17 protein-coding genes are annotated in these 18,556 nt (G+C 66.6%); 5 read left to right on the top strand and 12 right to left on the bottom strand.

Annotation, left to right across the window (positions count from 1 at the left end; translation table 11 throughout):
- Nucleotides 1-36 precede the first annotated feature (36 nt).
- Together OG394_RS27655 and OG394_RS27650 are read left to right on the top strand one after the other, a co-directional pair.
- On the top strand, nucleotides 37-807 hold the full coding sequence (locus OG394_RS27655) for a DUF4097 family beta strand repeat-containing protein (RefSeq protein ID WP_328990021.1): 771 nt from the start codon (nucleotides 37-39) through the stop codon (nucleotides 805-807).
- Nucleotides 808-914: 107 nt separating this feature from the next.
- Nucleotides 915-1,163: a DUF6458 family protein gene (locus tag OG394_RS27650; RefSeq protein WP_328990020.1), complete on the top strand. Its 249-nt coding sequence runs from the start codon at nucleotides 915-917 to the stop codon at nucleotides 1,161-1,163.
- Here the strand turns inward: OG394_RS27650 and OG394_RS27645 are convergent.
- The 11 genes from OG394_RS27645 to paaN all read right to left on the bottom strand — a co-directional run bounded on the left by OG394_RS27645 (nucleotide 1,153) and on the right by paaN (nucleotide 14,376).
- A complete protein-coding gene (locus tag OG394_RS27645; protein WP_328990019.1) occupies nucleotides 1,153-3,045 on the bottom strand; it encodes an NHL domain-containing thioredoxin family protein in 1,893 nt (630 codons plus the stop codon). The two genes, OG394_RS27650 and OG394_RS27645, sit on opposite strands and share 11 nt — an antisense overlap.
- A gap of 191 nt (nucleotides 3,046-3,236) precedes the next feature.
- On the bottom strand, nucleotides 3,237-4,850 hold the full coding sequence (locus OG394_RS27640; protein ID WP_328990018.1) for a hypothetical protein: 1,614 nt from the start codon (nucleotides 4,848-4,850) through the stop codon (nucleotides 3,237-3,239).
- Nucleotides 4,851-4,957: 107 nt separating this feature from the next.
- On the bottom strand, nucleotides 4,958-5,857 hold the full coding sequence (locus OG394_RS27635) for a carbohydrate ABC transporter permease (protein WP_328990017.1): 900 nt from the start codon (nucleotides 5,855-5,857) through the stop codon (nucleotides 4,958-4,960).
- Nucleotides 5,854-6,753 (bottom strand): carbohydrate ABC transporter permease, encoded by a 900-nt coding sequence (locus OG394_RS27630; protein ID WP_328990016.1) that lies wholly within the window; start codon nucleotides 6,751-6,753, stop codon nucleotides 5,854-5,856. The genes OG394_RS27635 and OG394_RS27630 overlap by 4 nt, the downstream gene beginning before the upstream one ends.
- Entirely contained in the window at nucleotides 6,753-8,024 is a 1,272-nt protein-coding gene (locus OG394_RS27625) for an ABC transporter substrate-binding protein (protein ID WP_328990015.1), read from the bottom strand. Before OG394_RS27625 ends, OG394_RS27630 begins: the two co-directional genes overlap by 1 nt.
- 271 nt (nucleotides 8,025-8,295) lie before the next feature.
- The gene (locus OG394_RS27620) at nucleotides 8,296-8,421 is read right to left on the bottom strand and encodes a hypothetical protein (protein WP_328990014.1); all 126 of its coding nucleotides are present in this window, start codon (nucleotides 8,419-8,421) and stop codon (nucleotides 8,296-8,298) included.
- A gap of 185 nt (nucleotides 8,422-8,606) precedes the next feature.
- Nucleotides 8,607-9,314, bottom strand: coding sequence for a hypothetical protein (locus OG394_RS27615; protein WP_328990013.1), 708 nt, complete (start codon nucleotides 9,312-9,314; stop codon nucleotides 8,607-8,609).
- Between the two features lie 20 nt (nucleotides 9,315-9,334).
- Nucleotides 9,335-10,366: a zinc-dependent alcohol dehydrogenase family protein gene (locus tag OG394_RS27610; RefSeq protein ID WP_328990012.1), complete on the bottom strand. Its 1,032-nt coding sequence runs from the start codon at nucleotides 10,364-10,366 to the stop codon at nucleotides 9,335-9,337.
- A 173-nt stretch (nucleotides 10,367-10,539) separates the two neighbouring features.
- Nucleotides 10,540-11,058, bottom strand: a complete 519-nt coding sequence (locus OG394_RS27605; RefSeq protein WP_328990011.1) for a flavin reductase family protein — start codon at nucleotides 11,056-11,058, stop codon at nucleotides 10,540-10,542.
- A gap of 10 nt (nucleotides 11,059-11,068) precedes the next feature.
- A complete protein-coding gene (locus OG394_RS27600) occupies nucleotides 11,069-12,427 on the bottom strand; it encodes a serine hydrolase domain-containing protein (RefSeq protein ID WP_328990010.1) in 1,359 nt (452 codons plus the stop codon).
- A gap of 251 nt (nucleotides 12,428-12,678) precedes the next feature.
- Nucleotides 12,679-14,376, bottom strand: coding sequence for a phenylacetic acid degradation protein PaaN (gene paaN, locus OG394_RS27595; RefSeq protein ID WP_328990009.1), 1,698 nt, complete (start codon nucleotides 14,374-14,376; stop codon nucleotides 12,679-12,681).
- Nucleotides 14,377-14,491: 115 nt separating this feature from the next.
- Here paaN and paaI point away from each other — a divergent pair, with 115 nt between their 5' ends.
- The 3 genes from paaI to paaK are packed head-to-tail and all read left to right on the top strand — an operon-like array spanning nucleotide 14,492 to nucleotide 17,561.
- On the top strand, nucleotides 14,492-15,070 hold the full coding sequence (gene paaI, locus OG394_RS27590) for a hydroxyphenylacetyl-CoA thioesterase PaaI (RefSeq protein ID WP_328990008.1): 579 nt from the start codon (nucleotides 14,492-14,494) through the stop codon (nucleotides 15,068-15,070).
- On the top strand, nucleotides 15,067-16,263 hold the full coding sequence (gene pcaF, locus OG394_RS27585; RefSeq protein ID WP_328990007.1) for a 3-oxoadipyl-CoA thiolase: 1,197 nt from the start codon (nucleotides 15,067-15,069) through the stop codon (nucleotides 16,261-16,263). Before paaI ends, pcaF begins: the two co-directional genes overlap by 4 nt.
- The gene (gene paaK, locus OG394_RS27580) at nucleotides 16,260-17,561 is read left to right on the top strand and encodes a phenylacetate--CoA ligase PaaK (RefSeq protein ID WP_328990006.1); all 1,302 of its coding nucleotides are present in this window, start codon (nucleotides 16,260-16,262) and stop codon (nucleotides 17,559-17,561) included. The genes pcaF and paaK overlap by 4 nt, the downstream gene beginning before the upstream one ends.
- Nucleotides 17,562-17,838: 277 nt before the next feature.
- Here paaK and OG394_RS27575 read toward each other — a convergent pair whose 3' ends face one another.
- Nucleotides 17,839-18,456, bottom strand: coding sequence for a TetR/AcrR family transcriptional regulator (locus OG394_RS27575; RefSeq protein WP_328990005.1), 618 nt, complete (start codon nucleotides 18,454-18,456; stop codon nucleotides 17,839-17,841).
- Between the last annotated feature and the right edge of the window lie 100 nt (nucleotides 18,457-18,556).

Here is an 18,556-nt window from a genome sequence, read left to right as displayed (position 1 = left end):
ACGTGTCGTGGGTGGGATCGAGAAGAGGCGAGATCGATGGCTGACAACCGCCGGCTGGGGCTACTGCTGGTACTGACCGGGGCCGCACTGGCCGTCTGGTCGTTCGGGGACCGCGAGGCCGACGACCGGCACGAGGTGAGCGACAAGATCTCGGTGCTGCAGCTCGATACCAGCGCCGGCAACGTCACCGTCGAGGTGAGCGACGACCCGGTCACGAAGATCCACGAGAAGCGGTCGTTCTGGCTGATCAAACGCGGCTCCGGCTACGAGGTCGACGGTGAGACGCTGCGGCTGGACGGCGACTGCGGCTGGAACTGCGAGTCCGATTTCGTGGTCACCGTGCCGCGCGGGACCAAGGTGACCGGCGAGGCCGGCTCCGGCGACACCGTGATCCGGGGCGTGGCCGGGGTGGACGCGAAGACCAGGTCGGGCGACGTGAAGATCAGCGACGTGGCCGGCTCGGTCACCCTCGACGCCACGTCCGGCACGATCGAGCTCGACGGCATCAAGGGCGCCCTCGACGTCGAGGTGAACTCGGGCAGCGTCACCGGCCGTAGCCTCACCGGCGGTGCGGTCAAGGCGAGCACCACCTCGGGCGATATCGACCTGGAACTCGACGAGGCCAACTCGGTCACCGCCAAGGGCACCAGCGGCGATATCGAGATCACCGTGCCAACGGGCAACTACCAGGTCGACACCGACGTGACGAGCGGCCAGGTGGACAGCGAGATCGGCTCGACCACCGGCGCCACCCACCGACTGGACGCGCGCACCACCAGCGGCGACATCACGATCAAGAAGGACTAGTGGTCTGGTGACCATTAGAGTGGTTTCGACACGCTCACGAGGGGTTACCTGGCGAGTGGACGCGGCGTAGCGTCGAAGTGTCTGGCCACACTCAGAGGAGACTCGGCATGAGCATCGGTGTTGGCATCTTCTTGCTTGCGGTCGGCGCCATTCTGGCCTTCGCCGTCAGGGATTCATGGGACGCGGTTGATCTCACGGTCGTCGGGTTCGTCCTGATGGCCGCCGGCGCCCTCGGCATCGCGCTCTCCTTCTACATCACCAACCGACGCCGCAGCGTGCCGAACGAGGCGCTGGACCCGGCGGTCGAAGAGGAGTACCGCGTGGTGGAGGAAGACCACCGCGACGTCAAGGAGTAGCGGCTCCGGACAACACCAGCTCGAGCCGGGGCGGCCCGTCCGGCGAGACCACGACGGGCACACCCCAGTCCTGCCGGTGCAGGTGGCAGGCCGGGAACTCGACCTCGTCTGAGTTGTCGCATGACGCCGCCTGCACAGCCACATGCAGTACGCCGTCACCGACCCGCGGATCGATCTCCAGCCGCCGGACCAGGTCGGTCGAATCGCCAGCGCCTTCCCGTATCAACTCGGTCGGCGTCGACGTGATCATCAATCGGGTCGACGGCCCGTAGCGGTCGTCCAGCTTCTGCCCGGGCGGCGGCTCGAACACCACCTCCAGGGTGATCTCGCCACCCGCGATCGGCGTCGGCGGACGCTGGGTCCGCGTACTGAACTCGTTGATCTCGGCCGACGCCCCCAGCGGCACCGGGGTGAGCCGATGCGCGGCCGACTCCACCACCAGCAGCTCGTTGCCGGCGACCACTGCGCCGCTCGGCTCGGCCAGCCCGGTCGCCATGGTCTCCACTAAACCGGTCGCCGGATCGAAGCGCCGTACGGCACCGTTGTAGGTGTCCGCGATCGCCACCGAGCCATCCGGCAGCGCCGTCACACCGAGTGGGTGCTGCAACAACGCCTCCTCGGCCTTCCCACCACGCAGGCCGAAATCGAACAGCCCGGTTCCGATCGCCGTATGCACCTCGTTGCTTTGCGAAATCCAGCGCAACGATGACGTCTCGGAATCCACGAACCACAGCCGCTCCGCCGTCGCCGCGAACCCGGACGTCTGCGCGAACCAGGCCTGCTTCGGCTCACCGTCTCGCAGCCCCTCGTTCGTCGTACCGGCGGCGACCTCGGTAACCCCGGTCAGCGGGTCAAACGTCCACAACTGGTGAACGCCCGCCATCGCGATCCAAACCCGGTCCTGCCACCACGCGACATCCCAGGGTGAACTCAGTACGTCGGTCCCGTCACCGTCCATCCACTGCGCCCCCGTCCCGACCAACGTCCGAACGTTGCCATCAGCAAGCGCCACTCCCCGCAAGGCGTGATTGACCGTATCCGCAACCACAACGTCATACCCGACCTTTAACGCGACGTCCTCGGGCAACAGCGCAAGCCCATTCGGCTCGGAAAACCGCGCCTCCACCCCATCAACCAACCCCCGCTCCCCCAACCCAACCCGCCGCACCACGCCCTCGGCGTCCCCGCTCATCGGACCCTTGTGACGCGGCGCGTCGCCGTTCATCGGACCCTTCTGACCAGGCGTGTCGCCGTTCATCGGACTCTTGTGACCGGGCGCTTGGGTGTGGGTGGCGAGCTCGACCAGGCTGTGGTGGCCGGCGTCCGCGACCAGGAGGTTGCCGTTCGGCAGGGTGATGGCCTTGGCCGGGAAACGCAGATCGGTCGGCTCGGGCTTCGGCGCGACGTACGGCGACTTGCCGCGCGTCAACGCCCCGGCGGCCTCGTACTCCGGAATGGCCTCGGCCAGCAGGGCGTCCAGGGCATGCGCATGCCCCTCGCCCGAGTACTGCGCGACGATGTACCCATTCGGATCGACCAGCACCAACGTCGGCCAAGCCCGGGCGGTGTAGTTCTGCCAGGTGATCAACTCCGGGTCATCCAGCACCGGATGCCCCACCTCATACCGCTCTACGGCCGCCTTGATCGCCTCGAGATCCGCCTCATGCGCGAACTTCGGCGAATGCACCCCCACCACCACGAGCGCATCCCCGTACTTCTCCTCCAACGGACGCAACTCATCCAGCACATGCAGGCAGTTCACACAACAAAACGTCCAGAAATCCAAGAGCAAGAAGCGCCCCCGAAAATCCCCCAACCCCAGCGCCACACCCCCCGTATTAAGCCAACTCCGCCCCTTCAACTCCGGCGCCCGCAATCGCATCCCCCCATTGTGCGCCACCCATTTCCCCACTCCGCGAGTGGCCGCATCCGACCGCCATGTGGACCAGACGCGACCACTCGCGGCAGAGAGAAACGCGGCCTTCCGACTTGGTGGACCGCCAAGTCCACACGGTGCCCCGAAACGGGCCGGATGAGGGCGAAAGGGCCGCCGTGTGGACCTGGCGGTCCGCCTCAGGTGCCGGGGTCGAGGGTGTCTTGGAGGAGTTTGGCGGTTTTGCGGAGGGTGGGGGGTGAGGAGTTGAGGTCGCCGGCGAGGCCTACGGGGGTTAGGCAGGAGCCGGGGGTGAGGAGGCCGTGGCGGTGGGCTACGGACCAGACGATGGCTCGGGGCCAGGTGGCGAGGCGGGCTTTGGTGAGGAGTTGGGGGGCTTCGCGGACGAGGCGTTCGGCGAGGGTGAAGGCTTCGATGGCGTACGCCGGGCCGAGGGTTTCGCCGGCCAGGGTCCACGCGTGGGGGGCGATCAGCGCCAAGGTGGCCGCGTCGGCTTGGCCCAGGCCGTCCAGGTCGGGTTGTGGGGGTGAGCCGATGCCGGGAAGGACGAGCGTCATCGCCTCGAGGTCCTCCACCGACGGCGTCGGGATCTGGATCGGCATGGGTTCACCGGCCGGACGGAACCACAACGCGGGCGACCACGTGTCGACGGCGTCGACGGCCTCCGCCAGTGTTTCCTGGTCGACCTCGGACCGCTCCGACGCGAACCGCAGCCAGGCTTTCAGCACCGGCGGCACCGCGCGCGAGTAGTTGCTATCGGCAATGACCTTGTTCGGGATCCATTGCGTGATGAAGAGTTCGACCAGTACGGCGCTCACCCGCAGCGGGCCGCCGGCGGTGTAGTCGAGGGCGTGGTCCAGCCATAACCGGGCGATCCCGGCCGCGTCCTCGGGCAGTTCGGCCGCGCCCGGCCAGGCCAGGAAGTCGCTCACCAGGCGATCGCGCTGCCGACCGGACCAGCGGGCCTGGACCGGCGGACGGATCGGCCGTTCCGGTAACTGGGTCAGGCGATTCACCAACAACCCGGTGAAGAATTCGAAGTCGTCGGTCACCGGCGGATCGTCGTACTCGTGCGTCTCACCGAGTGCCTGCAAGATGATGCCCGCGGCAACGGCCGGCCGCACGGTCCGGACCGTCACCCGGCCACCTCGCTGGTACGCGTCGACCACCTGCTGCAACGGCGGCCCGACAAAAACGTCCTTCACCAACGCACCGAGATTGTTGTCCACGAACACGATCAGCGTGTGCGGGTGATGCTCGTCGTCATAATCCAGTACGACGCTGAGGCCGTCGCCACTGATGTCCTCCGACAACACCGTGCTGGTCAATCGGAAGGTGGCGATGCGCTCGACCCACGCCGGTACGTCGGCGGTGAAGCGGCTCCGGGTCATCAGCGCCCGCTGCAACGGCAGGCGCCCGGCCTGGCCGACCGTGCGGGCCAATCCGGTCAGCAGGATGAACGAGTCGACATCCCGGCGCTCGGCCAGTACGCGGGCGACGTCCATCCAGAACAGGCGCTCGACCTCACCGATCTCCTCGGACGCGTCCTCGGGCCAGAGCCGGTCCGCGACCATCGTCGACAATCGCGCCACCGAGGCCTCCGCGATCACCGGCAGCAGCTCGGCCGGAGCGGCGGCCAGGTCCATCGTGAGCGTCTCTTGCAGGGTGTCGAGCACGGCGTCACGCGGCTCGGCGTCGGGCAGGCCGGCAGGGCGGGATGGAGCCGGGTGATCCGACGATCCCACCAGCCGCAGGTGGGTGCGGCGCTTGTCCCCGCCTCGTGGTTTGGCCACGTCTGCGAGGCTACCGGGAACGAACCCGCCACCGCAGATGAGTGCGCGAGTCCCCGCCATAACGAAACGGGACCCCGCCCCTAGGAGGCGAGGTCCCGTTACAGTGGTCAGCCCTTGAGGGCGCCTGCCATCAGACCACCGATGAACCAGCGGCCCAGCAGGATGTAGACGAACAAGGTCGGGAACGACGTGATCAGCGCACCCGCCATACTCGCCGCGTAGTCGACCTTCTGACCACCCGACAGCGCCGCCAGACCGAGAGTGACCGGCCCGTTGCTCTGCTGAGTGAGGAACAACGCGAACAGGAAGTCGTTCCAGATCGAGGTGAACTGCCAGATCAGCGTCACCACGAAACCCGAGATCGACACCGGCAGGATGATCCGCAGGTAGGTCTGGACCAGACCGGCGCCGTCCACCCGGGCCGACTCGATGATCTCGTTCGGCACCACGGTCGCGTAGTAGTTCCGGAAGATCAGCGTGCAGATCGGGATGCCGTAAATGACGTGCGCGACCAGCAGCGTCGGCACACCCTGGGTGATGTTGAGCGTCTGGAACGTCGTCCGCAACGGCAGCATCACCGCCTGGTACGGGATGAACATGCCGAACAGGATGAACGCGAACACCAGGTTCGCCCCGGGGAAGCGCCAGCGGGCCAGTACGAACCCGTTGGCCGATCCCAGCAACGACGCGATGATCGCGCCGGGCACCGCGAGGCTGAGCGATCGCACCAGGTACGGCTGGAGAATGTCCCAGGCCTTTTGCCAAGGCTCCAGCGTCCAGGTCGAGGGCAGACTCCACTGCTCGGCGGCGGAGGTGTCGGCCGAGGTCTTGAAGCTGGTGATGATGACGACGTACACCGGCATCAGGACGAACAACAGGAACAGCAGCAGGATCAGATAGCGCACGGTCCGGCTGAGCCGGGTGGATCCGTCCGCGATCGAGCTCCGGGGCGGCTTGGCCCGGAGCGCCTTCGATGCCGGCTGTTCGGCCGCAGCGGTGGCGCTCACTCTTCACTCTCCTGCTTGACGGTGTAGGCGACGTACGGCACGACCAGGATCGCGACGACGACGAGCAGCACGATCGAGATGGCCGCCGCCTTCGCCATATCGCTGCGCAACAAGGTGTTCCACATGTAGACGGATGGCACTTCGGTGCGGAATTGGTTCGGCCCGGTGATCGCGTAGATCAGGTCGAACAGCTTCAGCGACATATGGCCGAGGATGATCAACGCGGAAAGCGCGATCGGCGACAACTGCGGGAACAGCACGTGCCGGTACAGCTTGAACTCGCTCGCGCCATCAACACGCGCCGCCTCGCGAAGCTCGCCGGGGATCCCCCGGAAGCCCGCCAGGAACAGCGCCATGATGTAACCCGACAGCTGCCAGATGGCCGGCAGCGCGATCGACGCCATCGTGGTCCAGCGACTGCCGCCGGTCCACCAGGCGTTCTGCAGGAAGTCCAGGTTCGCGATGCCGAACAGCCGGTTCAGACCGCGGGCCTCGTCACCCTGCGACGGGTTGAGCAGCCAGCCCCAGACGACTCCCGACGCGATCATCGAGATGGCCATCGGGAACAGGAAGACCGACCGGAAAATGCCCTCGCCGGTGACGCCCTTCTCCAGCAACAACGCCCAGATCAGGCCGAACACCAGCGTGCCCAGGATGAAGACCACCGTGAGCACGCCGAGGTTCTTCAGCGAGTTCAGGAACCGATCCTCGCCGAACAGGTTCACGTAGTTGTCGAACCCGACGTACTCGGCGGGACCTCGCCGGGCGGTGTGCCGGCCGGTCAACGAGGTGTTGACCGACCAGCCGATGAGCCCGTAGACGAAGTACCCGAGCAGCAGGACCGTCGGCAGCAGAACAAGCGCCCCCGGTCCCCAGGTCCGGATCCTTCCGTGCATTAAGACGTCTTAGCCGCGGCGGCGAGCGCCTTCTGGAGCGTCGGAACGTCCGGCTTACCGCTGAACTGACCGATCGCCGAGAGGATGCTGTCGTTCTGGCCGAGGGTGCAGGCCGCGCCGTGCGCACAGGACGGCACGATCTTGTCCTTCTTCCAGTCGGCCATCGCGGCCTGCTGGTACTTCGGGTAGTCGGTCGCAACCGCGTCGGAACGCGCCGGGATCGAACCCTTCTTGGTGTTGAAGGCCTTCTGGCCATCGGCACTACCGACCACGTCCAGCCAGCACTTGGCGCCATCCGGGGTCTTCGCGTTCACCGGCAGGGTGAACGAGTCGGCCAGGTACTGGAAGTTGCCCGCGGTCCCCGGAGCCGGCCAGTAGGTGTACGCCGATTCCGCTACGCCTTCGGAGAGCTGCTGCGCGGCGACCCAGTCACCCATCACGGTGTAAGCGGCCTGCCCCTTGTTCACGTAGCCGAGTGCATCCGGCCAGTCGACGGCCTCGCGGTCGGTGTTCGTGTACGTCAGTAGCTTCGCGTACTTCTGCAGCGCGGCAGTGACGTCGGCACCGTTGAAGTCTGTCGAACCGTTCCACAGACCGGTGAACTTGTCCGGACCGAGCTCGGCCAGCAGCACGACCTCGAGCACCATCTCCTGAGCGAAGCCCTTCGAGGTGGCGAGGGGAGCCTTGACGCCGGCGGCCTTCAGCTTGTCCAGGTCAGCGATCCACGCGTCGACGGAGGCCGGGGCCTTGGTCGCGTCGATATTGGCCTTCTTCAGCACGGCCGGGTTCGCCCACACCACGTTCGCGCGGTGCACGTTGGCCGGGATCGAGTAGATCTTGCCCTCGACGGTGAGGTTGTCGAGCAGACTCTTCGGGAACGCCGCGTCCAGACCGAAGTCCTTGTACAGCTGGCTGACGTCCTCGACCTGTCCGTTGTTGATGTAATCCTTCAGCTCGGCACCGGCGTGCGCCTGGAAGGTCGACGGCGGATTGCCCGAAGCGAGGTCGTTCGCCAGCACCTGCTTGGCGTTCGCGCCGGCCCCACCCGCGACAGCCGCGTTGTCGAACTTGTAGTCCTTGCACTTGGTGTTGAACACCGAGACGAGGCCGTCGAGCCCTGCCTTTTCACCACCGTCTGCCCACCAGGTGAAGACGGTGACATCCTTGCTGGCCGAGTCTCCGCTGTCGCCGCCGCTGTTCCCGCACGCACTGACAGCGAGAAGGCCTGCGGCACCGAGCACCGCGACGGCCTTGCTCATCCCACCACGCATTTTGTTCACTCTCCGTTCAGCTCAAAGAGCTGGCTGACAACGTTGCCCCCTTGACGGCCACAACTCTGTGCGCAACGCGAGCCGAGTGTCAACGTTCCGCGCAGGCGCGTTGCGCAGACGTGACCGGCTTGCACCCAGTGAGATGAGAGCGCGTCCACCAGGAAACACTGATGGGTCAGTATGCGCACAGAGACGCACAGAGGCGAACACTGGCCAACGAATTCCGGGCGATTCGCCCTGCCCGCAAACCACTGTCCCGCTGGGAAAACGCCTACCGCTGCGCGAGCTTGCTGGTCGAGCCCCAGATCACCGGCGTGGATGGAAACACCACGCGGTAGTCACGGATCACGCTCACCGTGTAGGTGTAGCTGTACTGTCCGGCCGAGTTGGTGCTCACGGACTTCAGAGTTGCTGGACCGGCCGCGGAGACCCCGGAAGAACTAACCAAACCGACGAGAAGCGCACCGGTGGTCAACAGAAGACGTGAACGCATGAGTCCAACCCCCACTAGTCATAGTCCGCCCAGTGCGGGCGGCCCCCGGGGTCAGGCTAGAGGAGAGCTCCGACAAAACCGGGCGAGGCTTACTTGCGGACGGTTGGGCTGGCGATATTCCAGATCAGGCCGGTTGCCGGGAAGTAGACGCGATAGTCCCTGGTCGTCGCCATCAGGTAGCTGTAGGTGTAGCGGCCGCCTGCGGTGGTCTTCACCGACTTCAGCGGGATCCATCGCGTCGCGCCGGGCGCCTTGTACTGCAGCTGACCCGAGGCGCCGGCCCAAGGGACGAAGCGGTCGAGCGAGGCGGCGTAGCGTGCGGCCGCGGCGGTCAGCGTGACCTTCCGGCCGGCGCGAGTGGCCGTTAGTCGCGACCACGAGCTGACCTTCACCACGCTGGCCAGGTAGTTCTGCTTGACCGGCTTGAAGTCCTTGCCGAAGGCACCACTCGGCCGCCAACTCCAATGCCCGAGCGGATCGAAGTCGTACACGTCGACCACACCCGTGCGCGCCTTCGCCTCGAACGCCGCGAACGCCGTACCGCCGGCAGTCGGGTGGTACGCCGTCCAGTAAGCGTCGATCACGCCGGCGGCGGCACAGTCCGGCGCGAGCGTCACCTTCACTGCCTGGTACGGCGAGCCGACCGCGATCCGCGCCGGGATCCGCACCGAACACGAAGGCGCTGCTTCAACAGCCGAAGCGTCCGAGGCGGCTGAGGCGCCCGAAGCGGTCAGGGGTGCGGCCAGGAGCCCGGCCGAAAAGACGGTCAGCACACTGAGTAGTGAAGTGGTACGCACCCGATGAAGGTAACCGATTTTCACGGCCAGAGCAGGGTTTTGATCGCGCGCCGCTCGTGCATCGACTTGTAGCCCTCGGCAACCTCCGTGAGCGGCAGTTCCTGGTCGAACACCAGCCCCGGGTTGATCGCCCCGGACAGCACATCCGCCATCAGCTGCGGCAGATACGCCCGCGTCGGCGCGAGCCCGCCGGCCAGCCCGACGTTCTTGCCGAACATCTTCCCGATCGGTACGTCGACCCCGTGCGGCACGCCGACGAACCCGACCGTCGCGCCCGGCCGTGCGACCGAGAACGCCGTGGTCATGGCCTGCCCGGTACCAACACACTCGAGTACGGCGTCCGCGCCAACGCCATCGGTCAACTCCAGTACGGCGGCTTCGGCGGCGTCGCCTCGTTCCGCGATCACGTGCGTGGCGCCGAACTCGCGGGCGATTCGCTGCCGCGGCTCATGCCGGGACATCGCGACGACCCGCTCCGCGCCCATCCGGGAAGCAGCCAGTACGCCGCTGAGCCCGACCGCGCCATCGCCCACTACGACCACGGTGTGGCCGGGCTGAACCCGCGCGGACACGGCGGCATGCCACCCCGTGCCCATCACGTCGGACAACGTCAGCAACGACGGCACCATCGACTTGTCGGGCATCTCCGGCGTTGCCACCAAGGTCCCGTCGGCATGCGGAACGCGCGCGAACTCCCCCTGCCCACCATCGGCCGGCAGGTTCGACACGAAGCCGCCGTCCGAGCAGGCCGAGTACATCCCGGCCTGGCAGTGCCGGCAGGTCCCATCGCTGATCATGAACGGCGTAATGACAAAGTCACCGGGCTTGACGGTACGCACGTCAGCCCCGACCGCCTCCACCACACCAACGTGCTCATGCCCGATCCGGCTGCCCGGGGTGATCGAGTTCTCGCCGCGATACGACCAGAGATCCGACCCACAAATACACCCCGCCACAATCCGCACAACCGCATCAGTCGGCCGCTCGATCGTCGGATCCGCCACCTCACTAAGCCGAACATCAAACGCCGCATGAATCGTGGTAGCAAACATCCCAGAACTCTAACCGGCCCCCGGACACGGCAAACAACCGTCCAACGCTGCGTCGATTGGTCTGGATTCGACCGCTTCAGACCAATCGACGCAGGGCTTAGGGGGTGCCGACCAGCGGGAGTTTGCCGGCGTTGGCGTGGTTCGGCTGGCCGAGGCGGCCGGGGGCAAGCGCGCTAGCTCAGGAGGTAGCGGCCGCGGCGGTGGACCAGGGGCGGCTGGGTGTCCGGGAGTAGTTCGACGTGCTGGATTTCCAGGATTACCTCGAGGGACCAGCCGATCTCGCGCGGAGGCGGTTCCGCCAGACGGCACCCCGCCCAGGTGGTCGCTGACGCAAGCGCCGGTCCCCATTCGGTATCCGTCCACTCCGCCATCCGAAACGGCCCGCCTGGAGCCGGAGCGACGTACCCGAAGGCGTCTGCCAGCTGCTGGTGTGGTTCGCCGAGCAGCGACACCACGGCAGTCCTTGCCTTGAGCAACATCTCGCACAGATCGGATTCGGGGTCCAGCAACCCAACGACGTACCCGGGCTCCCCATCCGCGATCACCATCGACGAAACGGTCAGACCCGCACGACCCGATTCGTACGACGTCGTCCAGAGCCCGACCGGCGACGGCAAGCGGCCGCGAAACCGTCGTACCGGGCTGCGATCGGATTCCGGCGGCAGGAACGGGTGGTCCCCGTGGATGGTCATACGTCGAACGCTACGTGGTGACGCGCGGCGGCAGCTGGAAGGTACCCAGCGGCTCGAGCGTGAGCCCACCCGGCGCGCGCACGCCAGTCGCGCGTCCACCCTCGTCAAACGTGTACTCGTACGCCTGACCAAAAGCGCCGTACCCATTACCGCCCCCAACCCGCAGCGACGAGTCGCCGACCAGCGCGAGCGGCACCGCCTCAGCCGTCGGATCCACCTCAGTCGGGTCCATCGCGTACAACCGGCCACCCAACTGGACCACATCGGTCACACCCCACAGGTTCGCGAAGCGCCCGGTGAACCGCGACAGGTCGACGCCCTCTACCGGATCTCCCGCCAGGTCCAGCAGCTTGAAGAAAACGCTAGCCAGCTGCAACGCCGGCCCGTCGATCGCGTTGGTCAGGACCGAGACCGCGACCCCACACTCCGGATCGACCAACGAGCGCGTGATGTGCCCGGGATAACCCCCACCATGGCCGAACACGTCCCGCTCGCCGACCTTGACCACGCTCAACCCGAGACCGTAACGCCCCTCGGTCTGGTCGGGTTTGACCTGCCACTGCGGATGCCGCATCACCCGCTTCGACGCGTCGGTCAGAAGCCGTTCATCCCCGGGAAGATGCGCGGCGAAGTACGACACGAGGTCGCTCGCGTTTCCGTAGAAGCCCGTCGCGGCAGCGAGATCGCGAGTGTCGACATGCTCGATCGGCACCCGCTGGTCGGCATACGCGAGAGCGCTATAACCGGCGGCGTACTCGCCAAGCCGTTCCGGCTCGAGCTCCGGACCGAGGTCGGACAGCCCGAGGCGGGCCACGATTTCCTTGCGCACGTAGGCGTTGTACGACGTACCACCGGCGGCTTCCACGATCAGACCGAGCAACCCGTAGCCGATATTCGAGTACTTGAAGCGTTCGTTCGGCGCGATCACGTCGGCATCCGGGCCGGACAGGATTTCCAGCAGTGTCGCGCGATCCGGGAAGGCACCGCGCAGTTGCCAGAAGTCGGCGGCGGAGCTGTCCCGCGTCAGGCCCGAGGTGTGCCCGAGCAGCTCGCGGATGGTCAACGCGCCGGCCGGGCGGCCCGCCAGCTCGACGACGTACTGACCGGCTTCGTCGTCGAGGCGGAGGCGACCGCGTTCGGCCAATTGGAAGGCGGCCGTCGCGGTGAAGGTCTTGGAGTGCGAGGCGATCCGGAACAAGTGGCGGTCGGTCAGCGCGACGTCGTTCTCGACATCGGCGTGGCCGTACGAGCCGGCGAAGGCGACTCGGCCCTCGGCGTGCACGGCGGCCTGGATTCCGGGCACGCGCAGATATCCGCGGGCGAAATCGAGCAGGGAGTCGTAGTAGGTCAGAACCTCGGCGAGCGGCATGGGACAAACCTGCCATATCCCGCCTGTGTGCGCCGGTGCGCGCGACTACGAAAGACCGTCGCCGCGCGCACCGAAGACACCCGCCCCAGACTTCCCCGCTGACCGAGAGAGCCCCCGTTGACCGCACTCTCAGCTAACGCAGAGTATTCACAACTGGGGATCAATTGGCAAGCTTTGCGGACAAAGAGTCACAATTTAACGAATTCAAGCAAAATCGATCTACGGAAAGTCACTCCTCTGCAGTGGCTATCTCACGCAATGTGACGGCGAGACTGAATCACCCGGAACCTGCTGGCGACGTACGCGCCGTCGGTGTAGGTCGCGTTCGCGGCCGGGTTCGCGCCCGTGCCGTGGAAGTCGCTGAAGGCCGCCGACTGGTTGACGAAGACCTGGCCGGTGAGGTTCTCCGACAGGGCCACGCCGGCATCGAGGGCCGCCTCGCGCATGTCCTCCAGTACGGCGGAGTCGGTCGAGTAGACGCCTGCCGTCATGGCACCGCCTTCCGTGACCGTCTTCGCGAACAGGTCGATCGACTCCTCGGTGCCACCCGTGCGAATGAGGAACGAGACCGGCCCGAAGCACTCCTTGGCGAAGGTGTCCTCGTCCTTGGCGTCGAGCGCGACCAGCAGCGGCGTACGGACCACGGCGTCCGGGAAGGCCGGGTGCTCGATCGCGCGCGAGGCCAGCACTACGTCGCCGTACTCCGGGGCCAGGTCGAGGCGGCTGATGACGCCTTCGTTGACGATGCCGCCGAGCAGTTCGACCGCGCGGGCGTCATCGCCGAGCAGCCGGTCGATCGCCTTGGCCAGGCCCGCGGCGACCTCGTCGAACGTCTTGTGGCCCTCGTCGGTCTCGATGCCGTCGGCCGGGATGAAGAGGTTCTGCGTGGTGGTGCACATCTGGCCCGAGTACAGCGACAGCGTGAAGGCCAGGTTGCCGGTCAGCGCCTTGAATGAGTCGGTCGAGTCGATCACGACCGCGTTGACGCCGGCCTTCTCGGTGAAAACCGTGGCCTGCTTGGCGTTCTGCTCGAGCCACTCGCCGAACTCGTTGCCACCGGTGAAGTCGATCAGCTTGACCTCGTCGCGGGTCGCCAGCGGCTTGGCCAGGCCGTCGCCGGGGTGCTCGCAGGCCAGGGTGACCAGGTTCGGGTCGAAGCCGGCCTCGGCCAGCACCTCGCGGCAGACCGAGACGGTGATCGCGAGCGGCAGCACGGCCAGCGGGTGCGGCTTGACCACGACGGCGTTGCCCGTGACCAGCGAGGCGAACAGGCCGGGCCAGGAGTTCCAGGTCGGGAAGGTGTTGCAGCCGATGACCAGCGCGACGCCACGGCCGACGACCGTGAAGTCCTTCGCCAGCCGGATCGGGTCGCCCTTCGCAGGCTTCTCCCACTCGGCGGTCGCCGGGTAGCGGTTCATCTCCTCATACGCGTACGCGATCGCCTCCAGCGCCCGGTCCAGCGCGTGCGCGCCGCCGGCCTGGAACGCCATCACGAAAGCCTGACCGCTGGTGTGCTGCACGGCGTACGCCAGCTCGAAGACGCGCTTGTGCAGCCGGTCGAGGATCTCCAGGCCAACGCCGACGCGGCCGTCGATCCCGCCCTTTCGCCAGTCGGTCAGACCCTTTCGGGCAGCCGTGAGCAGCTCGTCCAGCCCGTCCTCGACGACATGCGGGTACTGCACGTCGAGCGGTACGCCGAAGGGCGAGCGCTCGGTGCTGACCGTGCCACTCGCACCCGGCGTCGTCACGTCGTACGTCGAACCGCGGTGCGCGTCGAGCGCGGCCTGGCCGTCCGCGGCGGCGGTCTCGCCGTACACGCGTGGGCTCGGCGACTCGGGGAACGCGGAGTAATAGCCACGGCTGTGGATCGCCGCCAGGGCGCCATCGAGCCGTTCGCGATGGGCAGCCAGCCAGTCGGATCCGGCAAGGGCTACGGGTGCCGAGGTCATGAGGGCTCCAGAGTCGGTCGGGGTCGTACCTTCAGCCTAGTGTCCGGCGTTTGCTGTTCCTTGAGTGATTGCGGTGTTCAGGTGCGTGCATCGCGGTGCTGGAGAAGCGTCCTCGATGCGGAGCATCGTGGATGTTTCTCCAGTGCCGCGAGGTGCGTGCCTGGGCGCCGCAAGCGCCAAGGAACAGCAAACGCCGGACACTTCGGACAGACTCGATGTTACAGTCAATTGCCGATTCGTGAACTTGGTGTCACAAGAGGGTGATTTCGTGGACGACCGACTGGCCGAGCGGGTGGCCGCTGCGATGTGGGCTGAGGATGCCGCCAGCGTCGGCCTCGGGATGCGCATTGTCGACGTCGGCGCCGGTCGCGCGACGGTGGAGATGACGATTCGCGATGACATGGTGAACGGGCATGGCATGGCGCATGGCGGTTTCGTTTTCGCGCTCGCGGACTCGGCCTTCTCGTTCGCCTGCAATTCGGGCAACGTGACGACCGTGGCCCAGGCCTGCGACATCGTCTTCGTGGCACCCGCGCAGCGCGGCGACGTGCTGGTGGCCGAGGCGGTCGGGCGCGCGTCGTACGGTCGGAATGGCATCTACGACGTCACGGTCCGCTGTGGCGACCAGTTGATCGCGGAGTTCCGCGGCCGTAGCCGTCAGATCGGCGGCACCATTGTGGAGGAGCACGCATGACCCGCCAGGCCTATCTCGTCGACGGTATTCGCACCCCGATCGGCCGGTACGGCGGCGCGCTCGCCGCGGTTCGCCCGGACGACCTCGCGGCGCACGCGATCCGCGCGCTGATGGCGCGTACGTCGGTTGATCCGGCGGCGATTGACGACGTCGTACTGGGGTGTGCGAATCAGGCCGGCGAGGACAACCGCAACGTCGCGCGCATGGCCGTACTGCTGGCCGGATTGCCTTCTACCGTGCCTGGCTCGACACTGAATCGCTTGTGTGGTTCGGGTTTGGACGCCGTTGCCTCGGCCGCTCGATCGATCATTGCCGGGGACAACGACATCATCATCGCGGGTGGAGTCGAATCGATGTCCAGGGCACCTTTTGTGATGCCGAAGGCAACGACCGCCTTCGCGCGGAACGCCGAGATCTACGACACCACCATCGGCTGGCGCTTCGTGAACCCGGTCCTCAAGGAGCAGTACGGCATCGACTCGATGCCCGAGACCGCGGAGAACGTCGCGGCCGACTTCGGTATCTCCCGCGTCGACCAGGACGAGTTCGCCCTGCGGAGCCAGCAGCGAGCCGCCAAGGCCATCGCGAACGGCCGCCTCGCCGAGGAGATCACGCCCGTCACCGTGCCCGGCCGTCAACCCGTCACGGTCTCGGTCGACGAACACCCGCGCGAGACCACGCTCGAGGCGCTCGGCCGGTTGAAGACGCCGTTCAAGGCCGACGGCACCGTCACGGCCGGCAACGCCTCGGGCGTGAACGACGGCGCCGCCGCGCTGCTGGTGATGAGCGGCGAAGCAGTCGAGCGGTACGGCGTGACCCCGCTCGCCCGCGTCGTCGGCACGGCCGCGGCCGGCGTGGCGCCACGCATCATGGGCGTCGGTCCGGCGCCGGCCACGGTGAAGCTCCTAGAGCGGTACGGCGTGGCGTTGTCGGCCGTCGACGTCATCGAGTTGAACGAGGCGTTCGCGTCGCAGTCGCTGGCGGTGTTGCGAAAGCTCGGGCTGCCCGACGACGCGGACCACGTCAACCCCAACGGTGGCGCGATCGCCCTCGGTCATCCGCTCGGCATGAGTGGCGCCCGACTCGCGTTGACCGCCGCGCTGGAACTGCGGCACCGCGAGGGCCGGTACGCGCTCGCCACGATGTGCATCGGGGTGGGCCAGGGCATCGCGACCCTGCTGGAGCGGCCGTGACGTTCCTCGGCGAGGCGTGTCCGGCCGAGCTGCTGGATGAAGGCGAGCGGCTTTCCGTCGACGAGTTGCGCGCGCGGCAGCTGGCTGGGTTACGCGCCACGGTGCGGTCGACGTACGAGAATGTTCCGCATTACAAGGCCGCGCTCGATGGGGTGGGGTTCGCGCCGGATGACCTGAAGTCGTTCGAGGACCTGGCGCGGTTGCCGTTCACCACAAAAGAGGACCTTCGGGCGAACTACCCGTTCGGCATGTTCGCCGTACCGCGGGAGCAGGTCGTTCGCGTGCACGCCTCTTCGGGTACGACGGGTCGGCCGACGGTGGTTGGGTATACCGCGGCGGACATCGACACGTGGGCCGGGTTGATGGCTCGCTCGATTCGCGCGGCGGGCGGTCGCGCCGGGGATGTCTGCCACGTCGCCTATGGCTACGGGTTGTTCACCGGTGGGCTCGGCGCGCACTACGGGGCCGAGCGCCTCGGCTGCACGGTGGTCCCGGTCTCCGGCGGCATGACCGAGCGACAGGTGGACCTGATCCGCGACTTCGGCGCCGAGGTGATCATGGTGACCCCGTCGTACTTCCTCGCCATCATCGACGAAATGGTTGCCAGAGGCATCGATCCGGCGTCGACCTCCTTGCGGGTGGGCATTTTCGGCGCGGAACCGTGGACCGAGCAGATGCGTACGGAGGTCGAGACCCGGACGGGGATGCACGCCGTCGACATCTACGGACTGTCCGAGGTGATGGGGCCGGGCGTCGCGCAGGAATGCGTCGAGACCAAGGACGGCCTGCATATCTGGGAGGACCACTTCTATCCGGAGATCATCGACCCGGTCACTGGCGAGGCGCTCCCGGACGGCGAAATGGGCGAGCTGGTCTTCACCACCTTGAGCAAGCAGGCCTTCCCGGTATTGCGCTACCGCACCCGCGACCTGACCAGGCTGCTGCCCGGAACGGCTCGGCCGGGTATGCGCCGGATGGAGAAGATCACCGGCCGCACCGACGACATGATGATCGTCCGCGGGGTGAACGTCTTCCCGACCCAGATCGAGGAGCAGATCCTCACCATCGAAGGCCTGACCCCGCACTACCTCTGCATCCTCACCCGCCCCGGGCGCCTCGACGAACTCACCGTCCAAGTCGAAGCCGCCCCCGGCACCACCAACCCCGACGACCTCTCTCGCAGACTCGCACGCCAAATCAAGGACCGCATCGGCGTCACCGCCACCATCGAAATCGTCGCTCCCCACGCCCTAGAACGCTCCCTAGGCAAAGCCAAACGCATCCGCGACAACCGCTAGCACCTTCCCCTTGCGTTGATTCGTCTGAATCCGCTCGCCCCTTCTCTACAGCGGTCACCTCGATCGCCTACGTAGGCGGGCGTATTCGGATGAATCAACGCTAAACGCCTGCCCCGGCACCACTCGCACCACGATCCAACCCGGCTAAGCGTGATTCCGGGTAGACCTCTAGCGTTGATTCATCCAAATCCGCCCGCCTGCGTCCGCTTCCAGGTGACCCGTCGCGGCCAGGGGCGAGCGGATTCAGACGAATCAACGCAAGGGAGATGGGTGCGGGTTAGGTGATGAGTTTTGGCAGGGTTTGCTGGACGGCGGAGGAGAGTTCGGCGAGGGCTTCGTGGCGGCCGGAGAGGTAGCGGAGTAGGCCCTGCTGGAAGAGGCCGTCGAACAAGCCGTACGCCATGGCGCGGGGGACGGTGACCGGGGCGTTGCTCAATTCGCTGTAGGTGCTGACGATGCGCCAGATCATCTCTTCGAGGGTGGCGTCGATCTCGTGCACGTCCGCGCGGAAGGCCTCGTCGAAAAGGCTTTGGTTGCGCAGGTCGTACCAAAGGCGATGCATGGCGCCGTCGTCGCGCAACGTGCCGGCCATGGCCTCGCCGAAGTCCTTGCACAGGCCGTCGGCGGTCTCCGCGGTCGCGACGATCTGGTCGTACCTGGTGACGCACTCGGCCTTGTACTGCTTTACGCAGTAGGTGATCAGCTCGACCTTGTCGCGGAAGTAGTAGTGCAGCACGCCATGCGAGAACTCCGAGTTCTGCGCGATCTCCCGCAGGCTCGTGCGGGCATAACCGAGCTCGGAAAGGGTATGCAGAGCTGAGGTGGCCAATTGCGCGCGGCGCTCCGCGAACTTGTCCACCTGCCGGCGTGAGATCCGGTCTTCCACCTCGGTCACGGTCAGGCCTTCCTTAGGGCTGCCTTAGCAGTTTAGCCCGATCCGGGAAAAAACTTGACACTTGTCCAAGAAAGTCTTGACGAGTGTCAAGACTTCCGTG

It is taken from the genome of Kribbella sp. NBC_01245 (assembly GCF_036226525.1).
Lineage (GTDB): Bacteria > Actinomycetota > Actinomycetes > Propionibacteriales > Kribbellaceae > Kribbella.
This window is presented reverse-complemented; position numbering and strand designations above follow the sequence as displayed.